The organism is Brenneria corticis, from assembly GCF_003115855.1.
Lineage (GTDB): Bacteria > Pseudomonadota > Gammaproteobacteria > Enterobacterales > Enterobacteriaceae > Brenneria > Brenneria corticis.
Genome location: NZ_KZ819078.1, coordinates 43,877 through 58,718 on the forward strand (window position 1 = coordinate 43,877; position 14,842 = coordinate 58,718).

A 14,842-nucleotide genomic window follows, 5' to 3' on the forward strand; every position below is an offset into this window, starting at 1 on the left:
TTGCTATGAAAGATGCAACGACGACGCGCGATTTTGCTCGCCGGATCCGTATCGAGACGCTGAAAATGCTGACCGGACTCGGGTTCGGACACTACGGCGGTTCGATGTCGGTGGTCGAAACGCTGGCCGTGCTGTACGGCGAGGTGATGCGCATTGACCCCGGCAAGCCCGACTGGCCGCAGCGCGACTATTTCGTGCTCTCCAAGGGCCATGCCGGCCCGGCGCTCTACAGCACGCTGGCGCTGTCAGGCTACTTTCCCGTCGAGCAGCTCGCGACGCTCAATCACAACGGCACGCGGCTGCCGAGCCACCCCGACCGCCGACGCACCATCGGCGTGGACGCCACCACCGGCTCGCTGGGCCAGGGGGTGTCCATCGCCGCCGGCATGGCGCTCTCCCACAAGCTGGCCGGGCGCGATAACCGGGTGTTCTGCATTCTGGGCGACGGCGAACTGAACGAGGGACAATGCTGGGAAGCCTTCCAGTTTATCGCCCACCACTCGCTGCAGAATCTGACGCTGTTTATCGATTACAACAAACAGCAGCTGGACGGCACGCTGGATGAAGTGATCCGCCCATTCGATCTGGCGGGCAAGTTCCGCGCGTTCGGCTTCGATGTCGCGACGGTCAAGGGCGACGACATCGACGCCATCCGCCAGGCCTGCGCGCCGCAGCGTCAGGCCGACCAATCGCCGCTGGTGGTGATTCTCGATAGCGTGAAGGGGCAGGGGGTGCCTTATCTGATGTCGCTGGCGAACTCGCACCACCTTCGCCTGACCGAAGACGTCAAACAGGAAATCGAACAGGCGATAGCAGAACTGGAGGCCGCACATGATTAACGTTACGCTCGCGCTGGAAAAAGACAGGATAGAAATGCGCAAGGTGTATGCCAATACGGTACGCGAACAGATTGAACGGGAGACGCCGATCATTGCGCTGGAGGCCGACCTGATGAGTTCGATGGCGATGGACGGCGTGCATAAGGACTATCCGCGCCACGTCATCAACTGCGGCATTATGGAGGCCAATGTCATCGGCGTTGCGGCGGGGCTGTCTCTCACCGGCCGTACCCCCTTCGTGCACACCTTTACGGCGTTTGCCAGCCGCCGCTGTTTCGATCAGCTGTTCATGTCGGTGGATTACCAGCGCAACAATGTGAAGGTCATCGCCTCAGACGCCGGCGTCAGCGCCTGCCATAACGGCGGCACGCATATGTCGTTCGAGGATATGGGCGTCGTGCGGGGCCTGGCCCATTCCATCGTGCTGGAAGTGACCGACGCCGTAATGTTTCGCGATATCCTGCTGCAGCTTATGGATCTGCGGGGATTCTACTGGGTAAGGACCATCCGTAAGCAGGCGACCAAAATCTATGAGGAAGGCTCGCGCTTTACTATCGGCAAGGCGAATCTGCTGCGCGACGGCGGCGACGTGACGCTGATCGCCAACGGCATTATGGTGGCCGAGGCGCTCAAGGCCGCGGAGATGCTGGCGCAGCGCAATATCAGCGCGGCGGTGATCGACATGTTTACGCTTAAGCCTATCGATCGCGACATTATTCGCAGCTACGCACAGAAAACGGGACGGATCGTGACCTGCGAAAATCACAGCATTCACAACGGGCTGGGTTCGGCGGTGGCGGAAGTGTTGGTGGAGAACTGCCCGGTGCCGATGCGGCGGGTCGGCGTAAAGGAACGCTACGGCCAGGTCGGCACGCAGGATTTTCTGCAGCAGGAGTACGGTCTGACGGCGGAGCATATTCTGGCGGCGGCGACGCAACTGCTCGACTAATTGTTCGCAGACGTTCAGGCAAAAAAACGCCGGTCAGAGAGACCGGCGTCAGAGGTTTTGTCAGCAACGCCAACCCGCGGGTTGGCGTTTAGCGTCTAAGGCGCCTGAATTAAATCTGGGTCGCCTGAATCGCCGTTAGGGCGACGGTGTAAACGATATCGTCCACCAGGGCGCCGCGCGACAGGTCGTTAACCGGCTTGCGCATACCTTGCAGCATCGGCCCGATGGAGATCAGATCCGCCGAACGCTGCACCGCTTTGTAGGTGGTGTTGCCGGTGTTCAGATCCGGGAAGATGAATACCGTCGCTTTACCCGCCACCGGCGAGTTCGGCGCTTTGGAGAGCGCCACGTCGGCCATAATGGCCGCGTCATACTGCAGCGGTCCGTCGATGATCAGATCGGGGCGTTTTTCCTGCGCCAGACGAGTGGCTTCACGCACTTTTTCCACATCGCTGCCGGCGCCGGAGTTGCCGGTGGAGTAGGAGATCATCGCCACGCGCGGGTCGATGCCGAAAGCGGCGGCGGAGTCCGCGGACTGAATGGCGATTTCGGCCAGTTGCTCCGCGGTCGGATCCGGGTTGATGGCGCAGTCGCCGTAAACCAGAACCTGCTCCGGCAGCAGCATAAAGAAGACGGAAGAGACCAGCGAACTGCCCGGCGCGGTTTTAATCAACTGCAGCGGCGGGCGGATGGTATTGGCGGTGGTGTGCACCGCGCCGGAAACCAGGCCGTCGACTTCGCCCTGTTCCAGCATCAGCGTGCCCAGCACCACGTTGTCTTCCAGCTGTTCGCGGGCAACCACTTCGGTCATGCCTTTGTTCTTGCGCAGTTCAACCAGACGCGGAACGTAACGCTCACGCACGGCTACCGGATCGACGATCTCAATGCCTTTGCCCAGTTCGACGCCCTGAGCGGCGGCGACGCGTTGGATCTCTTCCGGGTCGCCCAGCAGCACGCAGTGGGCGATGCCGCGTTCAGCGCAGATAGACGCCGCTTTAACGGTGCGCGGCTCATCGCCTTCCGGCAGAACGATGCGTTTGCCTGCCTTGCGCGCCAGTTCGGTCAACTGATAGCGGAACGCCGGCGGGGAGAGGCGGCGCGAACGCTCGGATTCGGCGCTCAGCGACTCAATCCACAGGGGGTCGATATGGCGTGCCACGTATTCCTGCACTTTTTCCACGCGCTGGTGGTCGTCCGCCGGCACTTCAAGGCTGAAGCTTTGCAGGCTGAGAGAAGTCTGCCAGGTATTGGTCTTGACCATAAAGACGGGCAGGCCGGTCTGGAACGCGCGTTCGCACAGCTTGCTGATGCTGGGGTCCATCTCATAGCCGCCGGTGAGCAGCAGGGCGCCGATTTCAATACCGTTCATGGCCGCCAGACAGGCGGCAACCAGCACGTCCGGGCGGTCGGCGGAGGTGACCAGCAGCGAACCGGGGCGAAAATGCTCCAGCATGTGCGGAATGCTGCGCGCGCAGAAAGTGACGGATTTGATGCGCCGCGTTTTGATGTCGCCTTCGTTGATGATGCGGGCATTCAGGTGTTTCACCATATCGATGGCGCGCGTGGCGATCAGATCGAAGTTCCACGGAACGCTGCCCAGCACCGGTAACGGGCTGTTGGCGAACAGCTGCCGGGGATCGACATTCGCCACGTTGGCTTTGGTGGAATCATCGAAGATTTCAGACAGGTCGGGGCGGGTACGGCCTTGCTCATCCACCGGCGCGTTCAGCTTGTTGATGATCACGCCGGTGATGTTTTTGTTCTTGCTGCCGCCGAAGCTGGAGCGGGCCAGTTCGATACGCTCTTTCAGCTGCGCCGGCGAGTCGTTGCCCAACGCGATCACAAAGACGATTTCCGCATTCAGGGTCTTGGCGATTTCATAGTTCAGCGCATTGGCGAACTGATGTTTGCGGGTCGGGACCAGCCCTTCCACCAGAACCACTTCCGCATCTTTGGTGTTTTCATGGTAGCGGGCTATGATTTCTTCCATCAGCACGTCTTGCTGATTGGAGCTCAACAAGGCTTCCACGTGGCTCATTTGCAGCGGTTCGGCGGCATTGATGGATGAGTTGGCGCGGATGATGGTGGTGGTCTGGTCCGGTTTGTTATCGCCGGAACGGGGCTGAGCGATAGGCTTGAACACGCTCAGGTGTACGCCTTTTTGCTCCATGGCGCGAATGACACCAAGGCTGACGCTAGTCAAGCCGACGCTGGTGCCTGTAGGGATCAACATGATTGTACGGGACACGGCTGAACCTCTTTACGGTTGCTCGTTAGTCAAAAACAACTCCGTCAGCCTAGGCTGACGGAGTTGGGATTTTATTTTACGCTGTCAGACGGAGGGCGTCCTGGGCGATCACCAATTCTTCATTGGTTGGAATAACCAGCGCCGGGCGGCTGCCGTCTTTGGCGATGTTTCCGCCTTTGCCGAAGCGCGCGGCCAGATTACGCTCGTGATCGACGGCAAAGCCCAGCAGGCCAAGCTTGTTCAGCGTCAGTTCGCGCACCATCGCGGCGTTTTCACCGATGCCGCCGGTGAAAATCACCGCGTCCAGGCGGCCTTCCATCAGCGCGGTGTACGAACCGATGTATTTAGCCAGGCGGTGGCAGTATACGTCCATGGCGCGTTTGGCATCTTCTTTGGAGGTATAGTTATCTTCAACGTAGCGGCAGTCGCTGGTGACTTCGGTCAGACCCAACAGGCCGGACTCTTTGGTCAGCAACTTGTTGATTTGCTCTACGCTCATGCCCAGCGAATCATGCAGGTGGAAGACGATCGCCGGATCGATATCGCCGCTGCGGGTGCCCATCACCAGCCCTTCCAGCGGGGTCAGCCCCATGGAAGTATCGACGCATTTACCGTTACGCACCGCCGCGACGGAACCGCCGTTACCCAGATGGCAGGTAATCACGTTCAGTTCGTCGACCGGTTTGTTCAGCGCTTCGGCCGCCTGCTGCGTGACGAAGAAATGGCTGGTGCCGTGCGCGCCGTAGCGGCGGATATGGTGATCCGTATACAGTTTGTACGGCAGGGCATAAAGATAGGACTCTTCCGGCATGGTCTGATGGAACGCGGTATCAAATACGGCTACGTTTTTATCAGACAGTTTCGGGAAGGATTTCAGCGCTTCGGCGATACCGATCAGGTGAGCCGGGTTGTGCAGAGGTGCGAAAGGTATGGAATCCTTGATACCCTGCACGACATCGTCATTGATGACGGCCGACCGGGTGAATTTCTCACCGCCGTGCACGATACGATGACCGATAGCAACCAGTTGAGCAGACAGCTCTGGTTTCTGGGCTAGAATGGTATTAACGATAAAGTTCAGCGCCTCGCTGTGAGCTGCGCCAGCACCCAGTTCGGCTTCCTGTTTACCACCCTCGATCTTCCATTTGATACGGGCTTCAGGAAGGTGGAAACACTCGGCCAGACCGGACAGGTATTCTTCCCCGTTAACAGCATCGATGATGGCGAACTTCAGGGATGAACTACCACAGTTAAGAACCAGTACTAACTTACTCGACATGGAAGTACCTACTTGTTATATATGGTTAAAAAAATGCCAAACGCGGTTAGCGTATCGCATATCGCCGTTAGCATTTATGATTAACATCATACCCTGGTGTGAAACACCCGGTATGACGATGAAAAAGTGCCGATGTTATCAAGTATTGTTATACCGAATGCACAGTATAATGACATGACACTGGCCTTATGAAGCCCGCAGTTTTATAAGGCGATGGGTCATCGCCGATGGCTGTCGACAGCACTCGTTGCGCCATGGGGATTATATCCCGTGCGTATAGTCATACAGCGTGAGTATATGGCGGCTAAAAGGCCGGACTAGAATACCGATAGCGTCCGGCAAACACAAAATATATTTTAACCTTGTCAAAATGAGTTGTTGATTTGTGAGAAAGTTTTATTCTTTATCTGTAAAGTTGAGGAGTGACCATGGCAACGAAACCTAGCGGTCGAATCAGTTGGCTACAGTTACTCCAGCGCGGGCAGCGTTATATGAAAACCTGGCCCGCGGATAAACGCCTGGCGCCGGTGTTCCCCGAAAATCGGGTGGCCCGCGCCACGCAGTTCGCGATCCGGCTTATGCCGCCGCTGGCGGTATTTACCCTGACCTGGCAGATTGCGCTTGGCGGGCAGTTGGGTCCGGCCATCGCCACCGCGCTCTTTGCCTGTAGCCTGCCGATGCAGGGGCTATGGTGGCTGGGGCGCCGTTCGGTTACTCCTTTACCCCCTACGTTATTGCAGTGGTTTCATGATATCCGTCATAAGCTGCTTGAGTCTGGCCTGGTGCTGGCCCCGCTGGAGGAAACGCCGACTTATCAAGCGCTGGCCGATGTGCTGAAACGCGCGTTTAAACAGCTCGACAAAACATTTCTCGACGATCTGTGATCTCCGTCAGACAGACGGCGGGCGGAAGGCTATTTTTGCCCTTCCTGCCGTTTTAAATCAAAAAACCGGGTGCTACGGCTACCACGACACGATTCAGTATGCGATTCTGCTGTCAAGATAATAGCGAGCGGCGCCATGCCGGAAATGAGGTTCAGGAGAGCACGATGGAAATGACGAATGCCCAGAGATTGATCCTTTCAAATCAATATAAAATGATGACCATGCTCGATCCGGACAATGCGGAGCGCTATCGCCGGCTGCAAACCATCATCGAGCGCGGCTACGGTTTGCAAATGCGCGAGTTGGATCGCGATTTCGGCGATCTGAGCGAAGAGGTCTGCCGCACTATTATCAACATCATGGAAATGCATCACGCCCTGCAGGTCTCCTGGGGGAATCTGAAAGATAAGCAGGATCTGGACGAACGCCGCCTGGCATTCCTGGGCTTTGACGCCGCGACGGAAGCGCGCTATCTCGGCTTTGTCCGTTTTATGGTGCATGTGGAAGGTCGCTATCCGCATTTCGATTCAGGAACGCATGGTTTTAACGCCCAGACAAAAATGTGGGACAAATATGGCAGAATGCTGGCTATCTGGCAGTCTTGTCCGCGTCAGTACCACTTGAGCGCGGTCGAAATCGCCCAAATTATCAACGCCTGATTAATTGCCAAGGAGCCCGTCGTGGAGTGTAAAGGTTTTCTGTTTGATTTGGATGGTACGCTGGTTGATTCATTGCCGGCCGTTGAGCGGGCCTGGGCTAACTGGGCGCAAGCGCACGGTATCGAACCGCAGGACGTTCTCGATTTCATTCATGGCAAACAGGCGATTACCTCTCTGCGCCACTTTCTCAAGGGGCAGACAGAAGAATCGATCCAGCTGGAGTTTGCCGCGCTGGAAAAAATAGAGGCGGCGGATACGCACGGCGTTGTCGCCATGCCGGGCGCGAAGGCGCTGCTGGAACGGCTGGATGCGCTGGGTATTCCCTGGGCGATCGTTACTTCCGGCACCGTGCCTATCGCCAGCGCCCGTCATCAGGCCGGCGGGTTGCCCGCGCCGCGCGCCTTTATTACCGCGGAGCAGGTGGCGCAGGGCAAACCCCATCCTGACGCCTACTTGTTGGGCGCGCGACAGCTGGGATTGAAACCGCAGGATTGCGTCGTCGTCGAAGACGCCCCCGCCGGGGTTTTATCCGGGCTGGCGGCAGGTTGTCAGGTCATTGCGGTAAAGGCGCCGTCCGATACGCCGCAACTCGATCGGGTCGACCTGATTCTGGATTCGCTGGCGCAATTGCGCATCGAGCCGTCGTCTGACGGCGCCCGGATTATCCTCAATCGGTAGTATCGTCTAACTTATTGATAAAAAACTTACTAAATATGATCAAACCTCGTATCCGCGGGGTTTTTTTATGGCAAAATATCTCCGTCTGCCACACCCTTGGGCCGCAGCAGGGCGGCGTTAAAAAATGCTCCTGCATTTTTTATGGCGGACAATCCCTGTCTGCCACCTTCCCATCCTATGGTCCGCAGCAGAATGCCTATCCATGAGTCTTTTTCCGTCAGGGGAACCGTTTTGAATAGCGAACTTCTCTGGGTCTTATCCCTGTTGCTGATCGCCATTGTGTTGTTTACCACCAATAAATTACGTATGGACGTGGTCGCACTACTGGTCATTATCGCTTTTGTGCTTAGCGGGACATTGACGTTGCCGGAGGCGCTGGTGGGCTTTAGCGATCCCAACGTTATTCTGATCGCCGCCCTGTTTATTATTGGTGAAGGTCTGGTGCGTACCGGCGTGGCTTATCAGGTCGGCGACTGGCTGGTGCGGGTTGCCGGCCACAGCGAAATAAAAATGCTGGTGCTGCTGATGGTCTCCGTCGCGCTGCTGGGGGCGTTTATGAGTTCAACCGGCGTGGTGGCCATCTTTATTCCGGTGGTGCTCAGCGTGTCCGCCCGTATGAAAACCTCGCCGGCGCGGCTGATGATGCCGCTCAGTTTCGCCGGGCTGATCAGCGGGATGATGACGCTGGTGGCCACGCCGCCCAATATGGTCGTCAGCAGCGAACTGATACGGGAAGGCATCGACGGGTTCAGTTTCTTCACTATGACGCCGATTGGCGTCGTGGTGCTGCTGATCGGCGTGGCGTATATGATGGTGGCCCGCTACTGGCTCAGCGACGCCCAAACCGCCGCGACCAAAGAGGGCTGGAAAAGAAGGACTTTCCGCGATCTTATCCGCGATTACAAACTCACGGGCCGGGCGCGTCGTTTGGCCATCCGCCCCGGCTCTCCTTTTATCGGTCACCGGCTGGACGATCTCCGCCTGCGTCAGCGCTATGGGGCGAATATCGTCGGCATTGAACGCTGGCGCAAATTTCGTCGGGTGATGGTCAGCGTGGCGGGAAATACGGAGCTGCGGCTTAATGACGTCCTGCTGATCGATATGTCCGCCTCGGAAGTCGATTTACGCGAATTCTGCACCTCGCAGCGTCTGGAGCCGATGGTGCTGCGCGGCGAGTATTTCTCCGAGCAGGCGCGCGATGTGGGAATGGCCGAGGTCTCCTTGATTCCTGATTCCGAACTGTTGGGGAAAACCCTTTACGATGTCGGCTTTCGCAGCCGTTATGGCCTTACCGTAGTAGGGATCCGGCGCAACGGCGAAGCAATGGAAGGGATTCTGGCTGACGAACCGCTGCAGTTGGGCGATATTTTGCTGGTTATCGGCGACTGGCGCATGATTCGGCAACTGCATACGCAGAAAAACGACTTTCTGCTGCTTAATCTGCCCGCGGAGGTGGATGACGTGGCCCCGGCGGTCAGTCAGGCCCCCCATGCGCTGTTCTGTCTGGCGCTGATGGTGGCGATGATGCTGACGGATGAAATTCCCAATGCCATTGCGGCGCTGATCGCCTGCTTATTAATGGGTAAATTCCGCTGCATCGATATGGAAGCGGCCTACCGCTCCATTCACTGGCCGAGTATTATCCTGATTGTGGGGATGATGCCGTTCGCGCTGGCGTTGCAGCAAACCGGCGGCGTAACGCTGATCGTCAACGGGCTGATGGATGTCGCCGGGGGATCCGGGCCTCATATCATGTTGGTGTGTCTGTTTATTCTGTGCGCCGTTATCGGCCTGTTTATCTCCAATACCGCGACCGCGGTGCTGATGGCGCCCATTGCCATCGCCGCGGCGAAACAGATGGGGGTGTCGCCTTATCCCTTTGCCATGATCGTTGCGATTGCGGCTTCCGCCGCTTTTATGACGCCGATATCATCACCGGTGAATACGCTGGTGCTGGGACCGGGAGGATATAAGTTCGGCGACTTTGTGCGTATCGGCGTGCCATTCACCGTACTGGTGATGATCGTCAGCGTGATGATGGTTCCATGGATTTATCCTTTCTGATGCGAGCGGGGCGCCCGCGGCATAGGGAGGAATTACAGCGGCGAGTCCTGGCTGATCTCATCCAGCGATAAACTGAAGCTGGGGATGAATACGGTCATGAAATAATCCATCTCCGGGCTTTGGCGCTGCTGTAGTGTTTTTTCCAACCGGGCCTTGGCCAGGGTAAATTCCGTGTTGCCCGCCGACAACTCTTCCAGACATTTCAGATAAGCGCACAGCGCATCGGCCTGCTTGACGATTGCCCGCTCATCTTCGCTCATCCGTTGCTCATCCAGCAAAGAGTGGTAGTCCGGCTGTAGTTCCTCCGGCAGCATATCGATCAGTTTCTGCCGGGCTATCTTTTCAATTTTCTTATATTCGTGGGCGATCTGCGCGTTGTAATACTTGATGGGGGTCGGCATATCTCCGGTCAGCACTTCGCTGGCGTCGTGGTACATCGCCAGCAGGGCGATACGCTCCGCATTAATGTTGCCATTGAACTTGCGGTTTTTTATCACCGCCAGCGCGTGGGCGACAAAGGAGACCTGAAGACTGTGCTCGGATACGTTTTCTGTACGCACGTTGCGCATCAGCGGCCAACGGCTAATGAGTTTCAGACGGGATAAATGGGCAAAAAAGTGACTCTGAATCATGACAATCTCTCAGACGGCAGCACGATGGAAATCTATTGTGGCACCTGGCGGGGATAATGCAAACATCACGCCGCTGCGGCGCGGGCGCTCAAACGGCACGCCCGGCGCCGGGAAACGGCAGCGGCGTTACTGGCGATAGTTCTCCAGGAAGCGGCCCAGTTTATGCACGGCCATATCCAGTTCGTCGATACGGGGCAGCGTCACGATGCGCACGTGGTCCGGGTAAGGCCAGTTGAACGCGGTTCCCTGAACCAGCAATACTTTTTCCTGCAAAAGAAGATCCAGCACCAGTTTCTGGTCGTCATGAATATTAAAGCGTTTGGCGTCGATACGCGGGAACATATAGAGCGCGCCGCGCGGCTTCACGCAGGATACGCCTGGGATCTGGTTAATCAGCTCCCAGGCTCGGTTACGCTGTTCGTATAACCGACCGCCGGGCTGAATAAACTCACTGATGCTTTGATAACCGCCAATGGCGGTCTGAATGGCGTGCTGCATGGGAACATTGGCGCACAAACGCATCGACGCCAGCATTTCCAGCCCTTCGATATAGCCTTTGGCATGCTTTTTCGGCCCGTTCAGCACCATCCAGCCCTGGCGGAAACCGGCGACGCGATAGGTCTTGGATAACCCGTTAAAGGTTACGGTCAGCAGATCTGGCGCCAGTGCGGCAATCGAGTGGTGCTGGGCATCGTCGTAGAGGATTTTGTCGTAAATTTCGTCGGCGAAAATGATCAGACCGTGTTCGCGGGCGATCGCCACGATTTCCAGCAGCAGTTCTTTGCTGTATACCGCGCCCGTCGGGTTGTTCGGGTTTATAATCACAATTCCCCGGGTGCGCGGCGTGATCTTGCCGCGGATATCGTCCAGGTCGGGGAACCAGTCGGATTCTTCGTCACATAAATAATGTACCGCGTTGCCATTGGACAGCGACACGGCCGCCGTCCACAGCGGGTAGTCCGGCGCCGGAACCAGCATTTCATCGCCGCTGTTGAGTAAGGCCTGCATCGACTGCACAATCAGTTCGGAGACGCCGTTGCCGATATAAACGTCTTCGACGGTCATATCGCGCATATCCCTGGCCTGATAGTGCTGTACGATGGCTTTACGCGCCGAATACAGCCCCTTGGAATCGCAGTAGCCCTGCGCCGTCGGCAAATTACGGATAACGTCGACCAGAATTTCATCAGGGGCTTCAAAGCCGAAAGGGGCCGGATTGCCAATGTTCAGCTTAAGGACTTTATTGCCTTCTTCTTCCAGGCGCTTGGCTTCCTTCAGTACTGGACCACGGATGTCATAACAGACGTTCTCCAGTTTCTTTGATTTTTCAATCGGAGACATAAATATCACAAACCTTTTGCGGGAAAAGCATATTCCTGGGTGGAATAGCATAACCTGCTTAATGTACTCCTCCCATAGTACCTTTTGAAGAATGATTAGCGCTTTCTCTGCAAATTATTACCCTGATGCACTATGAGGGTTGTGTACTAGTCTGATGGTGCGATAGGGTAGATGGAAGCACCGATTTTCGGTCGGTAAGTTTTTTTGCTATGAAAATAGGCCTGCGGTTATTTAAAATAATGGAGTTTATTTATTTTGCAGGTTGAAAAAAGAAAAGGTAATTTTTATCGGATTAATCGTTTAACAATTAAGGAGGTAAATCCCTTGAAATAATGATGACTCATCAATTGAAAAGGCGATTGCGGTAACGAAATATAAGTATTTTTTTGCCCTTATGGTGCGTCTGCGATAATGTCTTTAAACTGTATGGGTTGTTGCCAATACATGTAAAAACACCAGGAATATTTTCGTTAAAAATTAAAATAGATAAGTGATGAATCGTATGACCAATGCAAATCGACCAGTACTTAATCTTGATCTTGATCTATTGAGAACGTTTGTCGCTGTTGCAGATTTGAACACTTTTGCAGCCGCTGCCGTTGCCGTACGCCGGACACAATCGGCGGTCAGCCAACAAATGCAACGTTTAGAGCAACTCATCGGAAAGGAGCTGTTTGCCCGCCATGGGCGCAATAAGCTGTTAACCGAACATGGTATCCAGTTTCTTGGATACGCCAGAAAAATATTACAATTCAACGATGAAGCATGTACTTCATTAATGTATAGCGATATTCAGGGCACGCTCACTATCGGCGCCTCCGATGATACCGCCGACACCATCCTTCCTTATATTTTACACCGGGTAACCTCTGTTTTTCCTAAATTATCCATAGCCATCAGCGTGAAACGCAGCGCGGAAATGTTGGAAATGCTACATCAGGGAAAAATTGATCTGGTGATTACCACCATGAGTAGTATGGCATTTCCCCATATCTTATTACGAACGTCGCCAACGCTGTGGTATTGCGCCGCCGATTATGTGTTCAGACCGGAAGAGCCCGTTCCGCTGGTGGTAATGGATGACCCTAGTCCTTTTCGCACCCTGGCATTGGAGCACCTGACCGCGGCAGGCATTCCCTGGCGGATTTCTTACGTGGCATCCACGCTGTCGGCCGTCCGTGCCGCCGTTAAAGCCGGTCTGGGGGTAACCATCCGCTCAGTGGAGATGATGAGCTCTGAGCTAAGGGTGCTGGGCGAGGAGGACGGATTGCCGAGGCTACCGGAAACCCGTTATTTTCTGTGCAAAAATCCGCAGCATGAAAGCGATCTGGCAACGGCGATTTTTGATGTGGTTGGGGCGGGTAATCAATCCTATGCGCCAGCGGCGGGTGGGGCTTCTCACGGTAATAACATCAACATCCCGCCTGCGGCGCCTCCGCTGAAGGATGTAATATAGTGGCATGACAAGTCGACATCGTTCGGGTCAAAGGATGCGGCCTGAACGGTGGCGACTTATTTATCGCGTTGCGCCCAGGCTAACGAATCTGCATTCAGGCCGTTCTTCTCCCCCAGCAGGCGAAAAGTTGTTATCGCCGCGCCTCCTTGTATTTATGAAATCATGGTTCTTTTTTTTTAAACTGAAAGTGTAAAAAATCATCCGGGATCCGGGGTTGGCCTGGCTAATTTTTTTACTAACTAAATTAGGAAAAATGTGTGCCAGATCAAAAAATAACCCTAATAACACTATGGGAGAACAGGCATTTCTTTTGAAAATGGTATAGTGGCCGGGTAAACCTGAATTTGCCTGCGATAGCTAGTTGTTAATGCGTGACTGTCACTGACTCGATTTAGCCGGAGAGGGGGATAGCTATGTTAACAAAACTGAGTGCATGTAAACTGATATACTGCTATTTTTAGTAAGGTTGAAAAAAAGGTTATAAAATTAGGGGTTCAGCCATTGCGAAGCCGTTTACCTGACACGTTTCCGTGCTTTTTGTGTGGTTATTAATCCTTCCTTTTAATCGATGTGGTGCATTAGCTGCCGAAAATGAAGAGCAGACGTTATCAGCCACTTTTGATGAGTAAGCAACGAGTATGTCAACAACTACTGAAGTCCTCGCCCATCACTGGGCATTTGCGCTATTCCTTATCATCGCCGTGGGCCTGTGCGGCTTCATGTTGACGGGGGGATTTTTGCTCGGTGGCAGAGCAAAGGCCAGAGCTAAAAATACACCTTACGAATCCGGGATTGATGCGGTAGGCTCCGCGCGTTTGCGCCTGTCCGCCAAATTTTATCTGGTCGCCATGTTTTTTGTCATCTTCGATGTTGAAGCCTTATACCTCTATGCCTGGGCCGTTTCCATCAGAGAAAGCGGCTGGGTCGGCTTTATCGAAGCAGCCATTTTCATTTTGGTGCTGCTGTCCGGTTTGATCTACCTGGCACGCATCGGGGCGCTGGACTGGATCCCCGAACGTTCCAAGAGACAGGTCGTTAAATCAGACGTCGTAAGCTCCACCAACAATCATCAGCAGTAACAGCGAGGCATATAAGATGGACTATACGCTCACCCGCATAGAGCCGGACGGTGAGAATGACCGTTATCCCCTGCAGCGGCAGGAGATCGTTTCCGACCCTCTGGAGCAGCATGTTCACCGTAGTGTCTATATGGGCAAACTGGAGCATGCGCTTCACGATACGGTGAACTGGGGTCGTAAGAATTCTCTCTGGCCTTATAACTTCGGCCTTTCCTGTTGCTATGTGGAAATGACAACCTCTTTTACCGCGGTACATGACGTGGCCCGTTTCGGTTCCGAAGTTATCCGCGCCTCGCCGCGCCAGGCCGATTTCATGGTGGTCGCCGGGACGGTGTTCACTAAAATGGCGCCGGTTATCCAGCGTCTGTACGAACAAATGCTTGAGCCCAAATGGGTCATTTCCATGGGTGCCTGCGCCAACTCCGGCGGGATGTACGACATTTATTCCGTGGTGCAGGGCGTCGATAAATTCCTGCCCGTCGACGTGTACATCCCCGGCTGCCCGCCGCGCCCTGAAGCCTACATGCAAGCGCTGTTACTGTTACAAGAATCAATCGGCAAAGAGCGTCGCCCGCTGTCATGGACGGTGGGGGAGCAGGGCGTTTATCGCGCCAATATGCAGTCCGAACGGGAACGTAAACGCGGTGAGCGCATCGCGGTGACCAATCTGCGCTCCCCCGATGAGATTTGACCGGTAAATGATGAGTATCCCGATCGCGTAATATCACGATAAC

At 55.2% G+C, this 14,842-nt stretch carries 13 protein-coding genes; 9 read left to right on the top strand and 4 right to left on the bottom strand.

Translation table 11 applies throughout. The features are described from left to right. Window positions 1-5: 5 nt before the first annotated feature. Both DDT56_RS10630 and DDT56_RS10635 read left to right on the top strand, forming a co-directional pair. Window positions 6-839 carry a transketolase gene (locus DDT56_RS10630; protein ID WP_136166427.1) on the top strand — a complete coding sequence of 278 codons (834 nt, stop codon included), beginning with the start codon at window positions 6-8 and terminating at the stop codon, window positions 837-839. Beyond that, entirely contained in the window at window positions 832-1,788 is a 957-nt protein-coding gene (locus DDT56_RS10635; RefSeq protein ID WP_136166428.1) for a transketolase family protein, read from the top strand. The genes DDT56_RS10630 and DDT56_RS10635 overlap by 8 nt, the downstream gene beginning before the upstream one ends. 109 nt (window positions 1,789-1,897) lie before the next feature. Here the strand turns inward: DDT56_RS10635 and pta are convergent, their stop codons facing one another. Beyond that, window positions 1,898-4,036, bottom strand: a complete 2,139-nt coding sequence (pta, locus tag DDT56_RS10640; RefSeq protein ID WP_136166429.1) for a phosphate acetyltransferase — start codon at window positions 4,034-4,036, stop codon at window positions 1,898-1,900. A gap of 76 nt (window positions 4,037-4,112) precedes the next feature. Next, complete coding sequence (gene ackA / locus DDT56_RS10645; RefSeq protein ID WP_136166430.1) at window positions 4,113-5,315, bottom strand: acetate kinase; 1,203 nt, start codon at window positions 5,313-5,315, stop codon at window positions 4,113-4,115. 428 nt (window positions 5,316-5,743) lie between these two features. Between ackA and yfbV the strand changes: the two genes are divergently transcribed. The 4 genes from yfbV (at window position 5,744) to DDT56_RS10665 (ending at window position 9,600) form a co-directional block, all read left to right on the top strand. Then, window positions 5,744-6,199 carry a terminus macrodomain insulation protein YfbV gene (gene yfbV / locus DDT56_RS10650; RefSeq protein WP_136166431.1) on the top strand — a complete coding sequence of 152 codons (456 nt, stop codon included), beginning with the start codon at window positions 5,744-5,746 and terminating at the stop codon, window positions 6,197-6,199. A gap of 164 nt (window positions 6,200-6,363) precedes the next feature. After that, window positions 6,364-6,858 (top strand): YfbU family protein, encoded by a 495-nt coding sequence (locus DDT56_RS10655; RefSeq protein ID WP_009112074.1) that lies wholly within the window; start codon window positions 6,364-6,366, stop codon window positions 6,856-6,858. 21 nt (window positions 6,859-6,879) lie between these two features. Next, window positions 6,880-7,536 carry a sugar phosphatase gene (locus tag DDT56_RS10660; RefSeq protein ID WP_136166432.1) on the top strand — a complete coding sequence of 219 codons (657 nt, stop codon included), beginning with the start codon at window positions 6,880-6,882 and terminating at the stop codon, window positions 7,534-7,536. A gap of 192 nt (window positions 7,537-7,728) precedes the next feature. Beyond that, the gene (locus DDT56_RS10665; RefSeq protein ID WP_210417007.1) at window positions 7,729-9,600 is read left to right on the top strand and encodes an SLC13 family permease; all 1,872 of its coding nucleotides are present in this window, start codon (window positions 7,729-7,731) and stop codon (window positions 9,598-9,600) included. 32 nt (window positions 9,601-9,632) lie between these two features. On the opposite strand, the gene yfbR is transcribed toward DDT56_RS10665, so the two are convergent. Next, window positions 9,633-10,232 (bottom strand): 5'-deoxynucleotidase, encoded by a 600-nt coding sequence (yfbR, locus tag DDT56_RS10670; protein ID WP_136166434.1) that lies wholly within the window; start codon window positions 10,230-10,232, stop codon window positions 9,633-9,635. A gap of 126 nt (window positions 10,233-10,358) precedes the next feature. Next, window positions 10,359-11,573 carry a pyridoxal phosphate-dependent aminotransferase gene (locus DDT56_RS10675; protein ID WP_136166435.1) on the bottom strand — a complete coding sequence of 405 codons (1,215 nt, stop codon included), beginning with the start codon at window positions 11,571-11,573 and terminating at the stop codon, window positions 10,359-10,361. A 502-nt stretch (window positions 11,574-12,075) separates the two neighbouring features. On the opposite strand from DDT56_RS10675, the gene lrhA reads away from it, so the two are divergent. From lrhA to DDT56_RS10690, 3 genes are all read left to right on the top strand, one after another. Next, a complete protein-coding gene (gene lrhA, locus DDT56_RS10680; RefSeq protein WP_136166436.1) occupies window positions 12,076-13,029 on the top strand; it encodes a transcriptional regulator LrhA in 954 nt (317 codons plus the stop codon). Window positions 13,030-13,667: 638 nt separating this feature from the next. Next, complete coding sequence (locus DDT56_RS10685) at window positions 13,668-14,108, top strand: NADH-quinone oxidoreductase subunit A (RefSeq protein ID WP_136166437.1); 441 nt, start codon at window positions 13,668-13,670, stop codon at window positions 14,106-14,108. 16 nt (window positions 14,109-14,124) lie between these two features. Beyond that, window positions 14,125-14,799, top strand: a complete 675-nt coding sequence (locus DDT56_RS10690) for a NuoB/complex I 20 kDa subunit family protein (protein WP_009112081.1) — start codon at window positions 14,125-14,127, stop codon at window positions 14,797-14,799. Window positions 14,800-14,842: the final 43 nt, after the last annotated feature.